Source organism: Rhizobium sp. LjRoot254, from assembly GCF_964254105.1.
In the GTDB taxonomy this organism is placed as follows: domain Bacteria; phylum Pseudomonadota; class Alphaproteobacteria; order Rhizobiales; family Rhizobiaceae; genus Rhizobium_E.
Map to the genome: position 1 here is coordinate 2,625,890 of NZ_CAXUSM020000001.1, position 17,112 is coordinate 2,643,001.

Below are 17,112 nucleotides of genomic sequence, written 5' to 3' on the forward strand. Positions count from 1 at the left end.
ACATAAAAGCTAAAATAGAAATGGCGCCGGTCTCTGAGTGAGACCGGCGCCGGGTGTTAGACAGAATATTGTATCAGAACAGGAAATCGGAGGCGTCGAGATTGGCGAGCGCCACATTCCTAAGCGTGATCGTGTCGCCGTCGCCAAGGTCGAGGACGACATTCTTGCCGGCCTGATCGAGCGACAGATCCTCGAAGGACGCAACACTATCGACAGCAGTGAGATCGATGATCTCGTGCGCCCTGCCCTTTGCAGTGAAGTCCATAACGACGTCCGCACCGTCGCCGGAAACGAAAATGAACGTGTCGATGCCGAGGCCGCCCGTGAGGAAGTCATTGCCCTCGCCGCCGTTCAGGACATCGTTTCCGGCATCGCCAAACAGCTTATCGTTGCCGGCCAGGCCGAACAGGCTGTCATTACCGGCCAGCCCGTGCATGACGTCTTTGTGGCCCGAGGCAGTAAGCTGGCTGCCGGAGGCATTGCCCCTGACGACGAAGTCCTGTTCGGCGAGCCAGTCCTTGACCTTGAAGGCCTCACCGATTTCACGCGCGGTCAGGTCGAGATCAGATGCTGAATACACCTCTTTGCCATCGGCCACGACGGTGACCGAATCGAGGCTTCTGATCATGTCTTGGACGTCACCGCCCAGTTTGAACTTGAACTCGCCTTCGAGCACGACATAGTTGTTCTTATCTTCCGTAAGCTTGATTTCGTTCCTGCCGATCGAAATCTTCGGCGGATCCTCACCGAGGCTCTTGAATCTAATGTCAGCGACATCGAAATCGAAGTTTTTGACTTTTGCACCAAGCTTGACGCTAACCACTGAAACCCCCTAACCCACATATTAGGGCGATGATGGGGGCAATTGGTTACTAAATAACGCGCTCAGGCACGGCGATAGTTCATCAATAAATTATAGGCTTTACAGAGTCTTGTTGCGGTCAGTTAATTTTTAGCGATGTGCGGATTGGCTCACTCGAACCGGAATGCCAGCTTCTTGCCGGTGAGCTTGGAAAGCTGCTGCAGCCGTCCCTCGATGCGCTCGCCGCTGAAGGCCGAATATTCGTGCGGCACGACGAATTCGAGATCGAGACCGCTTTGCGGGATTTTCGGCGCCTCGAAGCGGAGGTGCCGGACGATGCCCGGCATCGAGGCCGAGAAGACGTAGGCAACGCGCAGCAGGCCGCCGAGCAGCTTTGCCAGTTCCAGCAGGCGCGGCGTGGCAATCGTCGAGAGTTCGTCCGTCTCGTGGTCGTCGTTCAGGCCTTCGAAACGGTAATAGTTGGCGAGCGCAATGAACGCCCGGCCGGGATGGGTGATCCCGATGAAGGCGCCATGCGCGATCAGGTTTAGCGCCTGCAGGCCGCGATAATCCGGATGGGCGCGCCAGCTGATATCGGCGAGCAGGCAGGCTGCCTGTCGGTAGCGCCCCTCCTCCACCGTCTCGCGGATGCCGAAGGCCGGAACCATTTCACCGGTCCACCTGGCAAGCTCGCGGGCATGTTCGGGCGAGCGGGCACGCAGGACTGCCAGTTCGCGCGCCGCCGACAGCAGCGGATCCTGCGCCTTCTCAGCGTCCGGCAGCAGCGAATAGAGATAGCCCTCGCGCACACCCTGCTGCGAGAAGGAGACGCGCGACGGCTTCATTTCCGCCAGCACCTCGCGCATGGCGACTGCGCCATAGGGCAGCAGCGCGCGGCGCGAACGGGAAACCGACTGATAGGCCGGTTCCTTCTGTTCCTTGTTGCGGATCACCTCGTCGAGGAAAACCATCGCTTCGTCGAGGCCAAGGCGGTAGTCCTGGACCATGTGGAGCGGATAGTTCCTGAGCTCCATGTGCAGCTTGGCCAGCGCGCGCCATGTGCCGCCGACGGCATAGAAGGTGCGCCCCTCACCTTCCCGGAGGAAATCGACGCCACGCAGGAGCTTGCGGGTATGATTGGCCGCCTTGGTCAGCGAGCCGCCCGAGAATTCCGAGAGCCGCAATCCGCCGAGCGGCGTCGTCAGTCCCGTGCCGTGCCCCTTGCCGCGCACATCGACCAGTTCGAGTGAGCCGCCACCGAGGTCGCCGACGATGCCATCGGCGTCGAAATAGCCGCTGACGATGCCGAGCGCCGAGAAATGCGCCTCTTCCTCGCCGGAGAGGACCCGTATCTTCTGCCCGAGGATCAGTTCGGCCTGCCGGATGAATTCGGGGCCGTTCTTCGCCTCGCGGGCCGCTGCGGTGGCGATGGCGAACATGGTACGCGACCGCGCCTGCGTCGCCAGCGCCCTGAACCGCTTGAGCGCGGTCAGTGCGCGTTCCACGCTCTGCGCATCCATGTTGCCGGTCTGCGCCAGCCCCTTGCCGAGGCCGCACATGACCTTTTCGTTGAACAGCATGGTGGGGGCGCGGTTGAGCCCCTCATAGATCACGAGCCTGACCGAATTGGATCCGATATCGACGATCGACACCGGCTCCATGCCGGGCAACCGTCCCTGGGCTTCAGATTCTACCATGAGATACCGAATTCAGCGCTTCTGTCATTTCCGGCCGGAGGATGGGAACCTGCCGGCGATCAGCTTCGGCGCGCTCGATTTCAACGCTTCGCCGCGTCCGGAGAGCGACGGATTGGTCATGAAATAGAGCTGCGCGTTAAAGGGTTCCTCTCCTTCGCGTACCGTTACGCGCCTGGAAGTGCCGTCGGGGAGTATCTCGTAGGACTGCTGGTTGTCAATCAGGTTGGCCAGCATGATCTGGGACAGCACCTGCTCATGCACAGTCTTGTTGACCAGCGGCACCATCGTCTCGACGCGCCGGTCGAGGTTGCGCGGCATCATGTCGGCCGAGCCGATATAGACCAATGCCTTCTCGCTCGGCAGGCCGAAACCATTGCCGAAGCAGAAGATACGGCTGTGCTCAAGGAAGCGGCCCACGACGGAGCGGACCCAGATATTTTCCGACAGGCCCTCGACCTGGGGCCTGAGGCAGCAGATGCCGCGCACGATGAGTTCCACCTTCACGCCGGCGGCGCTGGCGTCATAAAGCGCGTCGATGATCTCGGGATCGACCAGAGAGTTCATCTTCATCCAGATCGCAGCCGGCTTGCCCCCCTTGGCATGCTCGATCTCCTCGCGGACGTGCTGGAGAATGCGCGGGCGCAGCGTGTTGGGTGACATTGCTATCTTCATGCCCGCTTCCGGCTCGCCGTAGCCGGTGATGAAGTTGAAGATGTTGGCCATGTCATGGGCGATGATCGGATTGCAGGTGAAGTAGCTGAGGTCGGTATAGATCTTCGCGGTCACGGGGTGGTAATTGCCGGTGCCGAGGTGGCAATAGGTGCGCAGGCGCCTGTCTTCGCGGCGCACCACCATGCTCATCTTGGCGTGGGTCTTGAGTTCGATGAAGCCGAACACGACCTGCACGCCGGCTCGTTCCAGGTCGCGCGCCCAGCGGATATTGGCCTCCTCGTCGAACCGCGCCTTGAGTTCGACCAGTGCCGTCACCGACTTGCCGGCCTCTGCGGCGTCGATCAGCGCGCGTACAATCGGGCTGTCGTTGGAGGTGCGGTAGAGGGTCTGCTTGATCGCCACCACATCGGGGTCGCGCGCGGCCTGGATCAGGAACTGCACCACCACGTCGAAGCTCTCATAAGGGTGATGGACGATCATGTCCTTCTCGCGGATCGCAGCGAAACAGTCGCCGGCATGCTCGCGCACCCGTTCGGGATGGCGGGCATTATAGGCGGCGAAGCGCAGGTCGTCACGCGGCGCCTTGGCGATCTCCGAGAGTGCATCGAGCGCCAGGAAGCCCGGCAGAACCGCGGTGCGGTTTTCCGGCACGCCGAGTTCGTGGGTGACGAAGTTCCTCAGCGATTGCGGCATCTCGCTATCGGTTTCGATGCGGATCACCGAACCACGCCGGCGGCGCTTGAGCGCGCTTTCGAAAAACCGGACCAGGTCTTCGGCTTCTTCCTCGACCTCGATATCGCTGTCGCGGATGATGCGGAACGTGCCGGAGCCCTCGACCTTGTAGCCTGGAAAGAGCTTGGTGATGAAGGCTTCAACCGCATCTTCCAGCGTGATGTAGCGCAGCGTGCCCTTCTGGTCGGGCAGTTTGATGAAGCGGTCGAGCGCCTGCGGCAGGCGGATCAGCGCCGTCATCGGCTCCTTGCCCAACAGGCTCGACAGTTGCAGCGCGATCGAGAATCCGAGATTGGGAATGAACGGGAAGGGATGGGCGGGATCGATGCTGAGCGGCGTCAGCACCGGAAAGATCGCCTCGTCGAATTCCTTCTCCAGCCACCTGCGGTCTTCCTTGCTGAGCGCGCCGGGCCGGACGATCAGGATATCCTCGCGGGCAAGATATTGCTGTAGCACGGCGAGTGCCGCCTGCTGCTCCATCTGCAGGTTGTTGATTTCCCTGAGGATCTGTTCGAGCTGCTCGGCAGGGGTCAGTCCGTCGGGGCTCTTGACGGCGATATTGGCGCGCACCTGGCCCTCGAGGCCCGCGACCCGCACCATGAAGAATTCGTCCAGATTGTTGGCCGAGATCGACAGGAACCGCACCCGCTCAAGCAGCGGATGGTTGACGTTGAGCGTCTCTTCAAGGACCCGCCGGTTGAACTGAAGCCAGGAGAATTCACGGTTGATGAAGCGGTCGGGGCTCTCGCGGATAGTCGACGCTGGAGCCGCCTGGAGCTCAGCCGGCATTTCCATCGCTATCAGCCCACTCGCACCAGCTTCCATCCCGTCACCTCCATACAAATATTCAAAAAAGCAAAATCGGCCCTGAATTATTACAGAATGACGACAGTTCCGTGACAGTCAATCGTCTTCACGCTCGGAAAGCGCGCCCATCACCTCGGCGGCAAGCGCGCGCGAAATCCGCGAGCCGCGCGACAGCCCCAGCGTATCGAGCCGCTCGACGATCGTCTGCGCGGCGGCGAGCGAACGCTCCATGCGCGACACGATATAGGCGACCAGCTTGTCATCGACCTGCAATTGCCGGTCGGCAAACAGCTTGACCAGTATCTGCGACAGCAGCATGTCATCGGGCGCACCGATCTCGACCGTGGTGGCCGCCTTCAGCCGCGAGACGAGGTCAGGAAGCTTTACACCCCACGCCAACGGCCAGCTCCGCGCCGTGATCAGCAGGCTGGTGCCCGCCGAGCGAACCGCGTTAATCAGGTGGAACAGTTCGGTTTCGTCGAAGCCTTCGCGGTCGGCGTCCTCGATCAGCACCGGCCCCTCGCCGGCAGCCTCGATGGCGCCGGAGCCAGCCACCGGCCGCACGGATTTCGCGCCGCTCTTCCGGCGCCACACCTGGGCCAGATGCGATTTGCCCGAGCCTTCGGGTCCGGTGATGATGACCACTGAGGAGGCCCAGTCAGGCCAGCGGTCGATGATCGAGGCGGCCGCGCTCACCGGATCGGAGATCACGAGATCGTCGCGCCCGGTCGCCGCGTCATGGCGCAGGTCGAGCGGCAGTTGCTCCGGCTTTGCGGCTCTGGTGGCTTTCATGCGAGCAAGCCTATCACTTTTCCTTGACGATCAGGATAGTCGCGTCCTCGGCAATGATCTGCGGCTTGTCGGCATCCGGTGTCGCGTCGCCATGATAGAGGTCGCTGTCGAGATAGCGCGACAGCGCATAGCGCACCAGCACCGCGATGCAGGCCGAGAGCGGCACCGCCACAAGCAGGCCGACAAAACCGAACAGCGAGCCGAAGGCCAGCAGCGCGAACATCAGCCATACCGGATGGAGCCCGATCCGCTCGCCGATCAGCTTCGGTTGCAGCACATAGCCGTCGATGACCTGGCCGAGGAAGAAAATCGCGGCGATCAGCCCGATCCAGGGATAATCAGGCCAGAACTGGACGAGCGCCACGCCCACCGACAGCACCAGTCCGAGCAGCGAACCGACATAGGGAATGAAGGATACCAGCCCCGACACGATGCCGATCAGCAGGCCGAAATTCAGCCCCGCCAGCGACAGGCTGCCGCCGTACAACACCGCCAGAACGATGCAGATCGTGCCCTGGCCGCGCACGAAGCCGGCGATCGCATGATCCATCTCGCCGGCGAGCCGCCGCACCACACCAGTCCAGTCGCGCGGCACCCAGCGATCGACCTTGGCAATCATCTTGTCCCAGTCGAGGAGCAGGTAGAAGGCAACCACCGGCGTAATCACCAGCAGCGACAGGATATCGACCAGCGCCTTGCCCGAGGCCCAGATCTGCACGAAGACACCGGCGATGAAGGTTGCGCCCTCGCCGATATACTTGCCGACATTTTCCTTGAGCGTACCCATCTGATCCTTCAGCCAGTCGGGCACGAGTGTCGAATTGGTCTCCGCGAGAATTCCCTGCAACGAGGTCACGTAACCCGGCACGTTCTTGGCAAAATCGGCGGCCTGGCTCGCGAGAAGCGGGACGATGATCATCAGCGCGATCGTCAGCAGGATGACGAAGGACATGAGGATCACCGACGTCGCCGCCATGCGCGAAAACCCCCAGCGCTGCAGCCGGTCCGCCACCGGATCGAGGAAGTAGGCCAGCGCCATGCCCGCCACGAAAGGCAGCAGGATCGACGAGAACAGCATCAGGAAGCCGATGAAGGCGGCGAGCACGAGCAGCCAGAAGAATATCTGGCGGCGCAGGTTCCTGCCCGAGATATGAGTGGTCATCGGTCGTCGCATCCCCGTGAATTGCGTCATGGCAATATGACGGGGATGGAGGGGTGGTCAAGGGTGCGACATCTTGTGATCGGTCAAACGTTCAGAACTTCCCTCTCAGCCCGACCGACACGGTCACCGATTGATAATCCGCGCCGGCGCTATCTGGAAATTTGAGTTTGTCGCCGGTGAGCTTGTCGATCTCGTCGGTGTCCGCCCGGGTCCTGAACATGTGGTCGAACGATCCCGAGAGATAGAAGGCGGTGTCGGGCCGGAATTCGTATTCGGCCGATGCCGAGATCATCACCGCCGGCGTCGTGTCGAAATGATCGATGAAGCGCAGGTCGCGCATCCAGTGGTCGTCGGTGCCGTCGGCATCGACCGCGATGCCGCCCTGCAGCGCGCTGCCGAAGGTCCAGGCGCCTTCGGTGTGACTGAGATTGACGCCGAGATACGGCACCGGCCATTGCTGCTGGTAGGAAATGCCCTTCTCGCCATCCGGGAATTTGCCCCGGTCAGCGCGGAAGCCGGTGTCGGAATAGACGAAGGAGCCGCCATAGGCCGACCATTTGATGTCGGTATATCTAAAGCCGCCGCCGAGGGAGACCGCCGTGCCGTCATGGGAGAGGATCTCGCGGCCGGCCTCGAGGCTCAGCGCGAAATAATGGTCGAGACGGGTGTCGGGATGCTGTGAGCGGTGGGTCCAGGGGCCGCCGGGATTGAACCAGTCGTAATCGGCCATGTAGCCATCGCCGCCGAGGCCTATGGTGCCGATTGCCTTCACGTAGAAAGATTTGTCGAGCGCGAATGACGCGTCGCCGGTGAATGTGCTGATGCCCTGGCTTTTCCAGATCAGTTGCGAGACCTTGGCTTTGCCCTCGTAGACCAGTTCGTTGGCCTTGATCGCTGATATGCCGTAGCTGCCGCGAAAGATGACCGTGCCATCGGCCGAGGAAAGCAGCATGTCGCCGGCATGCGATGCGGCGGGTATCGAAAGAAGCGCTACGCTCGCGGCCAATGCACGAAAATTCATGGCGAATCTCTCCAAATCACCGGGAGTTCGAGGATATCACCGATTGGAGAGGCTTCAACGGGTGCTGGCGGTTACTTCGGATGCCCGCACAAGGCTGGCGTAAGCCGCCGACGCCGAAACCCGGACCATCGGCGTGCCGCGGTCCAGCTTGGAGGCCACCGAAAGCGCGGTGATGCTGCAATTGCCGGATTTCTTGCGCATGGCAGCACAGGTATCGGCGACATCCTGGTAGATGCGCTGGCGCAGGCCGGCCGCCTTCTCGAAGTAGACACGTGCGGCGGTCGCGGCCTTGCCGGGGCTCGATTTGGTGACGAGGAATTCATAGGACATCGTCGGATCGACGGTGCCGAGCTTGCTCTTTTCGGCGAAGGCGAGCTGCAGCTGGTATTCGTAGGCATTGCTGCCGAGCGCGCGGCCCGTCGCCGACATCACGGTGCAACTGCCGGCCAGCGTCTCGAGCATGGCGGCGCATTCGGCCTCGCCCATGTCGTTGATCTTCTCGGAGGCGGCATTGAGAAGCTCGTCGTCGGTGAATGTCTTGCCGGATTTCAGCTTCTTCTCGCCGAGCGGCTGCTGGATGGTGACGATCACCCGGCGTTCGGCGACCATGTCGTCATGGACTTCCATGAGCTTGTAGGCGAACTGATTGGCGGGGCTCTTCAGGCTTTCCGGATCGACATTGGCGTTGAGCTTGGCGGCCGCGATCTTCCACTCGTTTTCCTTGATCGCGATATCGTTGCCGAGCTGGGTCAGGTGATAGGCGTTGTAAATCTGCAGGAAGAGCAGAACGACAAAGGGAATGACGATGAACGTGGCCAGCGCCACGAGAAAAAGCTGCTGTCCCTTGGGCAATACAGTCCATATGGACACGAGTTTCCGCATGCTTATCCCTTCGATGTGCTCCCATTGGCGGGCAACGCCGTTAAATTGATCTTAACAGCGGTTTTCAGCGCGGGGATGAATGCCGGGGCGGTTTATTTGCGGTTTTTTATGACGGTCGGATTTTATCGATCTCTCACCCGAGCGAGATGACCTGCGCCATTTCGTCGGTCGTTGTCGTGCCGTCCGCGACCTTGCGGAGCGCCAGCGCATAGAGCTTGTGCTCGACCTTCAGGATGCGGGCCGCGAGCGTTTCGGCGGTGTCTCCAGTGAGGACCGGCACGGCAGCCTGCGCGACAACAGGGCCTTCATCGACGCCTTCGGTGACGAAATGCACGCTGCATCCCGCGAGTTTGGCGCCGGCATCGATCGCCCGCTGGTGGGTGTGGAGACCGGGATAGAGCGGCAGGAGCGACGGGTGAATGTTGATGATCCGGTTTCGCCAGGCGTTGATGAAATCCGGCGAGAGCAGCCGCATGTAGCCGGCGAGGCAGATTAGATCGAGGTCGAGACTTGCGAGATGCGCGAGGATCGCAGCTTCATGCGCGGCCTTGGAGGGGAAATCCTTACGCTCGAAGGCGATTGCCGGTACATCAGCAGCCTCGGCCTTCACTAGCCCGCCAGCATTCGCGTGATCGGAAACCACGCCGACGAATTCCACGGGATAGCCTGGCTCGCGCGATGCTGCGATCAGCGCGGCCATGTTGGAGCCGCCGCCCGAGATCATGATCGCGGCGCGCTTGCGGGGAGACGTCATAGGGCGAGCGTACCCTTGTAGCTGACGCCGGCGGCCCCTTCGGCGCGGGCGATCATCCGGCCAAGCGTGACGACGGTTTCACCTTCCGCAGTCAGCACGGCGGCGACTTCGGCAGCCTTGTCGGCGGGAACGACGGCGATCATGCCGATGCCGCAATTGAAGGTGCGCAGCATTTCCTTCTCCGCGACGCCGCCCGTCGATGCCAGCCAGCGGAACACCGGTTTGACCGGGATCGCAGCGAGATCGACTTCGGCCGCGAGCGCCTTCGGCAGCACGCGCGGAATGTTTTCCGGAAAGCCGCCGCCGGTGATATGGGCCAGCGCCTTGATCGCACCGGTCTCGCGGATCGTCTTGAGCAGCGGCTTCACATAGATCTTCGTCGGTTCCAGCAGCGCTTCGCCGAGCGTCTTGCCGGCGTCGAAAGGTGCGGTGGCATCCCAGCCGAGGCCGGAGAGCTCGACGATCTTGCGGACCAGCGAATAGCCGTTGGAGTGCACGCCCGAGGAGGCGAGGCCGAGGATCACGTCGCCCTCGGCAATGTCGCCGGCCGGCAGCAATGTCCCACGCTCCGCGGCACCCACGGCAAAGCCCGCGAGATCGTAGTCGCCATCGCGGTACATGCCCGGCATTTCGGCGGTCTCGCCGCCGATGAGCGCGCAGCCGGCCTGGCGGCAGCCTTCGGCGATGCCTGCCACGATCGCGGCACCCTGGTCGGGATCGAGCTTGCCGGTGGCGAAATAGTCGAGGAAGAGCAGCGGCTCGGCCGCCTGTACGACGAGGTCGTTGACGCACATGGCGACGAGGTCGATGCCGACCGTGTCATGCTTGCCCGCATCGATCGCGACCTTGAGCTTGGTGCCGACGCCGTCGTTGGCGGCCACCAGGATCGGATCGACAAAGCCCGCGGCCTTCAGATCGAACAGGCCGCCGAAGCCGCCGATCTCGGTATCGGCGCCCGGCCTCTTCGTGGAGCGCACCAGCGGCTTGATCTTCTCGACCATCAGGTTGCCGGCATCGATATCGACGCCCGCATCGCTGTAGGTCAGGCCGTTTTTCTTGGCGTCGGTCATGTCTAGCTCCGGGACGGTGTGTTGCGGGTAGCGAATAGCGAATAGAATGCGGGATTGCCAGTGGGCAGATGCGGGAAGTGCGGGATTTCCTCAGGAGAAGGGGTGGATTGCCGTCGCTGACGTCTCGTCCGGCCATCACCCCCCTCTGCCCTGCCGGGCATCTCCCCCACAAGGAGGGAGAATGGCTAGAGGCGCCAACCTCGCCCGAAATCGAATGTCGAGTGCTGAGCAACGAACGGTCAATTGAGGCAGGGTAAGCGCCACCTGCCATTCTCCCCACCTGTGGGGGAGATGCCCGGCAGGGCAGAGGGGGGCGAGCTTGCTCCGACGTTTGCGATTTCATCTCTATCTTCCCTCTCCAACACACCTCCGCATTCACGCGAGCCTTTCCGCTCCGTGGTTTGACCATGCACGTCCCCAATCCCTTCGCTCCGGGCAAATAGGATCGGCCGGGGCACGTCTCCGTGCCAGGGTAATAGGCCGCCTCGCGGCAGCCGGTTAAGACACGTATCCGTGCCCCGTTCGGTGTATTTTCATCCGCGAACTCGACCGTCTGCGCCCATCCAGTTCCCGGACCTGAAATTTCCAGGGGGATGGGCTTGTGTGCGGTACAACGCACGCCACGGGTACTTGGCCTTTGCAGGCGGCACCCGGGGGAGGTCCCTTCTCGCGGACGCCCGATGCGGGACTTTACGTCGTCTTCCCGCAGCAGGCACCGGTCCTGCCTCGCCCGCATCGCCATGCGGGGTAGCCGAGGGCAGAACGGAAGGGATTGTGCCACAGGATTGGATGGTTGGGAAGAGAAAATAGGAATATAAACCTGTATCGAGATAATGAATTGATTTAATTAGGAAAAACTCACAAAATGCCGCCTTGTAGTCGACGTGATGTTGGCGATTTCAGATCAAGTTAGCATGATGCTATCATCTGATGCACACCGAACGGTCGCATGCAGGCGGCAGCCGACCAGATGCTTGCCTCAAGAAGTTTGGGCGTAAAGGATGGCTTGCTTAGCCAAAATTGCCGATTGCGATCTGCCTGCTAAATAGCAGGCCAAACGCAACGTCGCTTAGTATTTCTCGTGGGTTGGATCTTCGTCCTTAAATGGATCAACGTATCCGAAATCAACGATGATTCGAGGGGAAGAAATGGAGGCAAACAAAACCTCAAGTTGCTCCCCGTCTACTTTCCTAGAGACAACTAGATTAACCTCGAATAGCAAAGCATCTTCCGCATACTGAATTTCCGTGCCGACGTTCACATTCTCGTCGTCGGATGAGTCGTAAACGTAGAAATCGAACTGCGCTTCGAAGCCGACGACGGCAACAACGCTAACTACGAAATCGACCTCGTCCTCGTCCTCCAAAAGAACTGACGGCTGTCCGATCTGGTCCAAATCTATATATTGTAGAACAGCGCCGATGGGTTCTGCCTCATAATCCAGAGGTCCATGCCCCCGGACGTCAAACCTTAAACCGTCAAGAAAATTTTCAAAGGCAGCACTAATTTCCTGAGTCAGGTTGGCTGGCTGACGATTTTTCCAAATTCCAATGACCCTATCTGCTACGTGCCGTCCAGGATCATTGAACCATGACAATACGACATCGAGTTTAGGGAAGACGACCAAATGGTCGGACTTTTCGGCGAAGGCCGCCCAACCCCTATCGGGGCTCACACACAGGAATGTCGTCTGCCTTTCCTTCGCAGATTGTTCAAGGCTAAGCAGAGCAAACGCGTCTGGAAATTCGTGCTTCTTCTTCTCGGATTTTTCAAAAGGTGGATCGGCTATGAAGTAGCGTCTCAGCACTTCGGCCGCCAGATCGCCATTCCCTTCTCCTGGAATTAACTCTGCGCCAACCGCCTCGACGTAAGCGATGATTTGCTCGCTTGCTAAGACTACGGGGTCGACTGCGAGTTGAAATTCTTCAATTGCGTCGTCGAGATTCTTGCCCAACTGCCATCTGCGCTCATGCTGCTTCAGTGCGCTCCGAAGCGTTCTCGCTGTATCTGCGGCGCCCTCCGCAATATGCTTTGTGACCTCGTTAAGGACAACATTTGAAAGGACAAGGCGGACGCCACCTTTCTTAACTTGATCTAGGCGAGCAAGGACAGGGTGATTCAATTTGCAGCCATATTGGTCGAAAATTGCAGTATCGACAGTCACAGCCGATATGGACCCGTCGCGGATTAGAAGTTTGATCCGTTCTGCATCATGTAGTGGCATTGCCGATCTCGCGTGCGGTATATTAAGGATTCGTACCACAGGTTGATCGCTTCAGGCCAGCTTTGGTTTCTCATGAGCCCTGTGGAAGGCGTCTCATTGGCCGCTATCTTCGGTTCGTCGGGTTCTTCTGTGAAAGGCGACATTCTCCTGAGGAAACGGCAGCATCCCTCGAGAAATCGCGCATTCGCAATCCGAATGGAAATCTTTGCATAGCAGCCATTCTAAACTAAAAGTTGACATTGCCTATATATGTGACTATTTACAGTTTATCGATATTTTGCTTGCTGAGCTTTGGTTACCGCGCATTAGCACCGCGCCCTGAACGAACCTTCCTTTCAAAAATCGCTATCACCATCCGCAGTGCTCGGCACGGCGGTCGTTCAATATGCTATGAAAGGGTTCAAACATGACCACTGGCACAGTTAAATGGTTCAATGCCACCAAGGGCTTCGGCTTCATTCAGCCTGACGACGGCGGCGCTGACGCGTTCGTCCACATCTCGGCCGTCGAACGCGCCGGAATGCGCGAAATCGTCGAAGGCCAGAAGATCGGCTACGACATGGAGCGCGACAACAAGTCGGGCAAGATGTCGGCCTGCAATCTCAAGGCCGCCTAAAACCGGTTTCTGCGTTCCGCTGACCACGGATGTACTGGCATTGCGAACGCAGGCTACCGACCGGGTCAGGCATCTTGCCTGGCCTTTTTTGTTCTGACATGATGATGAAACACAAGGGTAACACGTGGCTACGACGATGCTGATGCTGACACCGACACAGATAAGAGGGCTCAAGCTGGCGAAAGATGGCAATCTCCATCCGCAGCAGCCCAAGAAATGGACCCACCTCAACGCCGAGGTGACCTACCTGAAGAGCGACCGGTTCAAGGAACGGCCGCAGAAGATCAAGTTCGTCACGACGACGATCCTGGAGGAACTCCGGGAAAATGGCCTCGTGGCCAGATGCAATATCGCCGACAACGCCAATGAAGATCCCCATGCGATCACCATGGCGGGCAAGATCTGGCTGATGCAGAACAAGTGATTGCAATGGCCGCTTCAAGAGAGGCGGCTGTCTGCCACTGACTTGCATTTGTCCCCCGATATTGACGCTGTGGGCTATCCGCGCGATCACCAAACCGCCGCCGTATCCACGGCCGGATTGGCATGATCGGCGGTAGGGTTTGCAATATGGGTCCATGTCCCTGCGGGTCGAACAAGGCCTCCGACTTCTGCTGCGGTCCCCTCATCGCCGGCCGGCCTGCGCCGACGGCTGTGGCCTTGATGCGCTCGCGCTATTCGGCCTTCACGATCGGCGACCTCGATTATCTCCAGAAGACTTCTGCCGGCGAGGCGGCGCTGAAATTCAATCGCGCCGAGCTGGCACTGTCGTTACCCCAAACCGAATGGCTGGGGTTGGAGATCACCGCGACCGAAGCCGGGCAAGCGGGCGACGACCGGGGCAGCGTGACCTTCACGGCGCGCTTTCGCGAGAATGGCCGACTGCATGTGCAGGGCGAGCGCTTGGCGTTCCGCCGGATCGGTGGAGAATGGCGATACGTGAGCGGCGAGGTTGATGCCGAACCGGTTGCGGCCGCGATGGCGCGCGTCGGGCGGAATGATCCGTGTCCTTGTGGCTCAGGCAAGAAATTCAAGAAGTGCCACGGGGCTTAATCGAAAAGCAACCGGAACAACAGGATCAGGATCTACGATCCGAACAACTGGCTGCCCTGAAATCAGACGTCCTGCAATAGCTTACGCCAGATACTTCATCTTAGCCCATTGCAGCAGCATGATCGTCTTGCCGTCGCAGATTTCGCCGGTGGCGAGCATGGCGATGGCCTTGTCGAGGGGGATTTCGAGGACTTCGATGTCCTCGCCTTCGCCGGCCAGTCCGCCGCCCTCGGCGACCTTCTTCGACATGTCGATCTCGGCGGCAAAGAAGCTGACGCGTTCGGTGAGCGTTCCCGGCGACATATAGGCATCGAACAGGAATTCGGCACTCTCGACCAGATAGCCGGTCTCCTCCATCGCCTCGCGGGCGATCGCGTCGGCTGGGTGGTCGCCGTCGTTGAGCCCGGCGGGCGCCTCGATCATGAAGCCTTCGCCGCCGTTGAGGAAAACAGGCACGCGCAACTGGCGCACCAGCACGACGGTTTTCTTCGAGGGATCGTAAAGCAGGATCGTCGCGGCATTGCCGTGGTCGTGGATCTCGCGTTCGACCGTCTGGCGTCCACCGGCGAGCGTGGCGTGCTCGACGGTCACCTTCTCCAGATTGACGAAGCGCTTCGACAGCGTCTCGCGCGCCAGGATCCTGATCTTCGGCTCTATCTTCATATCCATGGATTGCTCTACTTCCTGAGCCATACGTGATTGTCGTGCAGGCCGACGCCGCCATAGGGGGCGGCGGCCTCGGCGCTCGTTAGTACGTTGATGCCCTCGCCGTCGAGATGGGCCTTGTTGGGCCACAGCCCTTCGGCCAACACCACGCCGGGCTTGGTCAAGTCGGTGACCCTGGCGTGGATGCGGATCGAGGCCCTGTCGTTTCCGATGGTGACGATGTCGCCGGTGGCGATGCCTTCGCGTGCCGCATCGGCGGGCGAGATCATCAGTTCCGGACGGCCTTCCTTTTCGCGCGAGGTTTTCGTCTCGGCGAAGGTGGAATTGAGATAATTGCGCGCCGGCGGTGTGGCGAGGCGATAGGGATGGGCAGCATCGGTCTCCTCGATCGAGGTCCAGTAATCCGGGAAAGTTGGCAGGGTATCGACTGGCCCCATCAGGCCCATGCTTTCGGGCGGGCGCGTCGGGCCGCGCTGGCCCTTCCAGTCCGGCTTGAAGCGGAACTTGCCATCGGGCTGGGCGAAGCCATTGAGGTAATGCGCGGTCTCGAAATCGGGCTGGCGGTCGAACCATTTGTCGGCGGCGAGTTCTTCATAGCTCGGCAGATCGGCTGGCGAAAGGATCGCGTCGATATGCTGGCGCTCGGTCAGGCCGAAGCCGGGCATGTCGGAGACGCCGAGGCGCTTTGCAAGCTCCTCGATGACGAAGAGATTGGTGCGCACATCCTCGGGCGGCTCGACGAGCTTGGGGCCTAATAGAATGTGGCTCTGGCCGCCGGCGCGGTAGATATCGTCATGCTCGACGAACATGGTGGCGGGCAGCACGATGTCGGCGATATCGGCCGTCTCGGTCATGAACTGCTCGTGCACGGCAACGAAGAGATCGTCGCGGGCAAAACCCTGCCGCACCAGCCGCTGCTCGGGCATGACATTCATCGGATTGGTGTTCTGGATCAGCATGGCGGTGACCGGCGGGCCGCCCTGCAGCGAGGCCTTGTCTCCGGTGAGGATGCGGCCGAGCTCGGTCTGTGCCAGGTGCCGGATGGCGGGATCGGCAAATGCCGCGCCGGTGAGCAGCCGGTTGTCCAGGCCGAAGATGCCGGAATTGGAATGGAAGCCGCCACCGCCCTCATGCCGGAACGAGCCGAGCACAACAGGCACCGACAGCGCCGCATGCATCGATACCGCGCCATTGCGCGAACGGGTGAAGCCGTAGCCGAGGCGGAAATAGGTCTTCTTCGTGGTGCCAACGAGGCGTGCGAAAGTCTCGATTTCCTCGATCGAAAGGCCGGTGATGCCGGCCGCCCACTCCGGGGTCCGGGTCCGGAGATGTGCTTCGAGGCCAGCGGGATCGTCGGAGTATTTCGCGAGATAGTCCCGGTCGGCATGACCGTCGCGGAAGGCGACATGCATGACGGCGCAGGCAAGCGCGGCGTCCGATCCCGGCTTGAGGATCAGCTTCATGTCGGCCTGTTTCATCGTCGGATTGTCGTAGATATCGACGACGACGATCCTGGCGCCGCGTTCCTTGCGGGCGCGGATCGCATGCGTCATCACATTGACCTGGGTCGAGACGGCATTTGTGCCCCAGATCACGACGCAGTCGGATTTCGCCATTTCGCGCGGGTCGGGACCACGCAGCGCGCCGGTGCCCATGACGACGCCGGTCCAGGCCTGGTTGGTGCAGATCGAATCGAAGAAGCCGGAATAGCGCTTGGCGTGGCGCAGCCGGTCGATGGAATCGCGCTGCACCCAGCCCATCGTGCCGGCGTAATAATAGGGCCAGACCGTCTCCGAGCCGTGCCGGGCTTCGGCCTTGACGAAGGCTTCGGCGATCTCGTCGAGCGCGTCTTCCCACTTGATCTGCTGCCAGCCGCCGGCACCCTTGGCGCCAGTGTGGCGTATCGGGTGCATCAGCCGGTCGGGATGATAGAGCCGTTCGGCATAGCGCGCGACCTTGGCGCAGATCACGCCGGCGGTATAGCTGTTGGAGACCGAGCCCCTCACCCGCCCAATGCGGCCATCGGCGCCGATCTCGACATCGAGCGCGCAGGTCGAGGGACAGTCATGCGGACAGGCCGTGTGACCGATGGTGACTTTTTCTATGTCGCGGGTCGCAATATTCATGGCATTTCTATATTCGATGCGGGCGGCGCCGAAAAG

General features: G+C 60.7%; 15 protein-coding genes. 3 read left to right on the forward strand and 12 right to left on the reverse strand.

Features of this window, described 5'->3' with window-relative positions; translation table 11 throughout:
* Positions 1 to 73: 73 nt before the first annotated feature.
* From ACSQ26_RS12925 to ACSQ26_RS12970, 10 genes are all read right to left on the reverse strand, one after another.
* A complete protein-coding gene (locus tag ACSQ26_RS12925) occupies positions 74 to 823 on the reverse strand; it encodes a calcium-binding protein (RefSeq protein WP_436009340.1) in 750 nt (249 codons plus the stop codon).
* 149 nt (positions 824 to 972) lie between these two features.
* Positions 973 to 2,499, reverse strand: a complete 1,527-nt coding sequence (gene ppx, locus ACSQ26_RS12930) for an exopolyphosphatase (protein ID WP_436009342.1) — start codon at positions 2,497 to 2,499, stop codon at positions 973 to 975.
* 24 nt (positions 2,500 to 2,523) lie between these two features.
* Positions 2,524 to 4,728, reverse strand: coding sequence for an RNA degradosome polyphosphate kinase (locus tag ACSQ26_RS12935; RefSeq protein WP_436009344.1), 2,205 nt, complete (start codon positions 4,726 to 4,728; stop codon positions 2,524 to 2,526).
* 78 nt (positions 4,729 to 4,806) lie between these two features.
* The gene (gene hdaA, locus ACSQ26_RS12940) at positions 4,807 to 5,502 is read right to left on the reverse strand and encodes a DnaA regulatory inactivator HdaA (RefSeq protein WP_436009346.1); all 696 of its coding nucleotides are present in this window, start codon (positions 5,500 to 5,502) and stop codon (positions 4,807 to 4,809) included.
* Between the two features lie 13 nt (positions 5,503 to 5,515).
* Entirely contained in the window at positions 5,516 to 6,664 is a 1,149-nt protein-coding gene (locus ACSQ26_RS12945) for an AI-2E family transporter (protein ID WP_436009348.1), read from the reverse strand.
* Between the two features lie 91 nt (positions 6,665 to 6,755).
* Entirely contained in the window at positions 6,756 to 7,685 is a 930-nt protein-coding gene (locus tag ACSQ26_RS12950; protein WP_436009350.1) for an omptin family outer membrane protease, read from the reverse strand.
* Positions 7,686 to 7,739: 54 nt separating this feature from the next.
* Positions 7,740 to 8,567 carry a hypothetical protein gene (locus ACSQ26_RS12955; protein ID WP_436009352.1) on the reverse strand — a complete coding sequence of 276 codons (828 nt, stop codon included), beginning with the start codon at positions 8,565 to 8,567 and terminating at the stop codon, positions 7,740 to 7,742.
* A 133-nt stretch (positions 8,568 to 8,700) separates the two neighbouring features.
* A complete protein-coding gene (purN, locus tag ACSQ26_RS12960) occupies positions 8,701 to 9,321 on the reverse strand; it encodes a phosphoribosylglycinamide formyltransferase (protein WP_436009354.1) in 621 nt (206 codons plus the stop codon).
* A complete protein-coding gene (gene purM, locus ACSQ26_RS12965) occupies positions 9,318 to 10,391 on the reverse strand; it encodes a phosphoribosylformylglycinamidine cyclo-ligase (protein WP_436009356.1) in 1,074 nt (357 codons plus the stop codon). The genes purN and purM overlap by 4 nt, the downstream gene beginning before the upstream one ends.
* 1,069 nt (positions 10,392 to 11,460) lie before the next feature.
* Entirely contained in the window at positions 11,461 to 12,615 is a 1,155-nt protein-coding gene (locus tag ACSQ26_RS12970) for a PIN domain-containing protein (protein WP_436009358.1), read from the reverse strand.
* A 406-nt stretch (positions 12,616 to 13,021) separates the two neighbouring features.
* On the opposite strand from ACSQ26_RS12970, the gene ACSQ26_RS12975 reads away from it, so the two are divergent.
* The 3 genes from ACSQ26_RS12975 to ACSQ26_RS12985 all read left to right on the forward strand — a co-directional run bounded on the left by ACSQ26_RS12975 (position 13,022) and on the right by ACSQ26_RS12985 (position 14,284).
* Positions 13,022 to 13,231, forward strand: a complete 210-nt coding sequence (locus tag ACSQ26_RS12975; RefSeq protein ID WP_436009360.1) for a cold-shock protein — start codon at positions 13,022 to 13,024, stop codon at positions 13,229 to 13,231.
* 136 nt (positions 13,232 to 13,367) lie between these two features.
* On the forward strand, positions 13,368 to 13,655 hold the full coding sequence (locus tag ACSQ26_RS12980) for a hypothetical protein (RefSeq protein WP_258162785.1): 288 nt from the start codon (positions 13,368 to 13,370) through the stop codon (positions 13,653 to 13,655).
* Between the two features lie 230 nt (positions 13,656 to 13,885).
* The gene (locus tag ACSQ26_RS12985; protein WP_436009362.1) at positions 13,886 to 14,284 is read left to right on the forward strand and encodes a YchJ family protein; all 399 of its coding nucleotides are present in this window, start codon (positions 13,886 to 13,888) and stop codon (positions 14,282 to 14,284) included.
* Between the two features lie 81 nt (positions 14,285 to 14,365).
* Here ACSQ26_RS12985 and ACSQ26_RS12990 read toward each other — a convergent pair whose 3' ends face one another.
* Both ACSQ26_RS12990 and ACSQ26_RS12995 read right to left on the reverse strand, forming a co-directional pair.
* Entirely contained in the window at positions 14,366 to 14,953 is a 588-nt protein-coding gene (locus tag ACSQ26_RS12990) for an NUDIX domain-containing protein (protein WP_436009364.1), read from the reverse strand.
* 8 nt (positions 14,954 to 14,961) lie between these two features.
* Positions 14,962 to 17,076 (reverse strand): molybdopterin oxidoreductase family protein, encoded by a 2,115-nt coding sequence (locus tag ACSQ26_RS12995; protein WP_436009366.1) that lies wholly within the window; start codon positions 17,074 to 17,076, stop codon positions 14,962 to 14,964.
* Between the last annotated feature and the right edge of the window lie 36 nt (positions 17,077 to 17,112).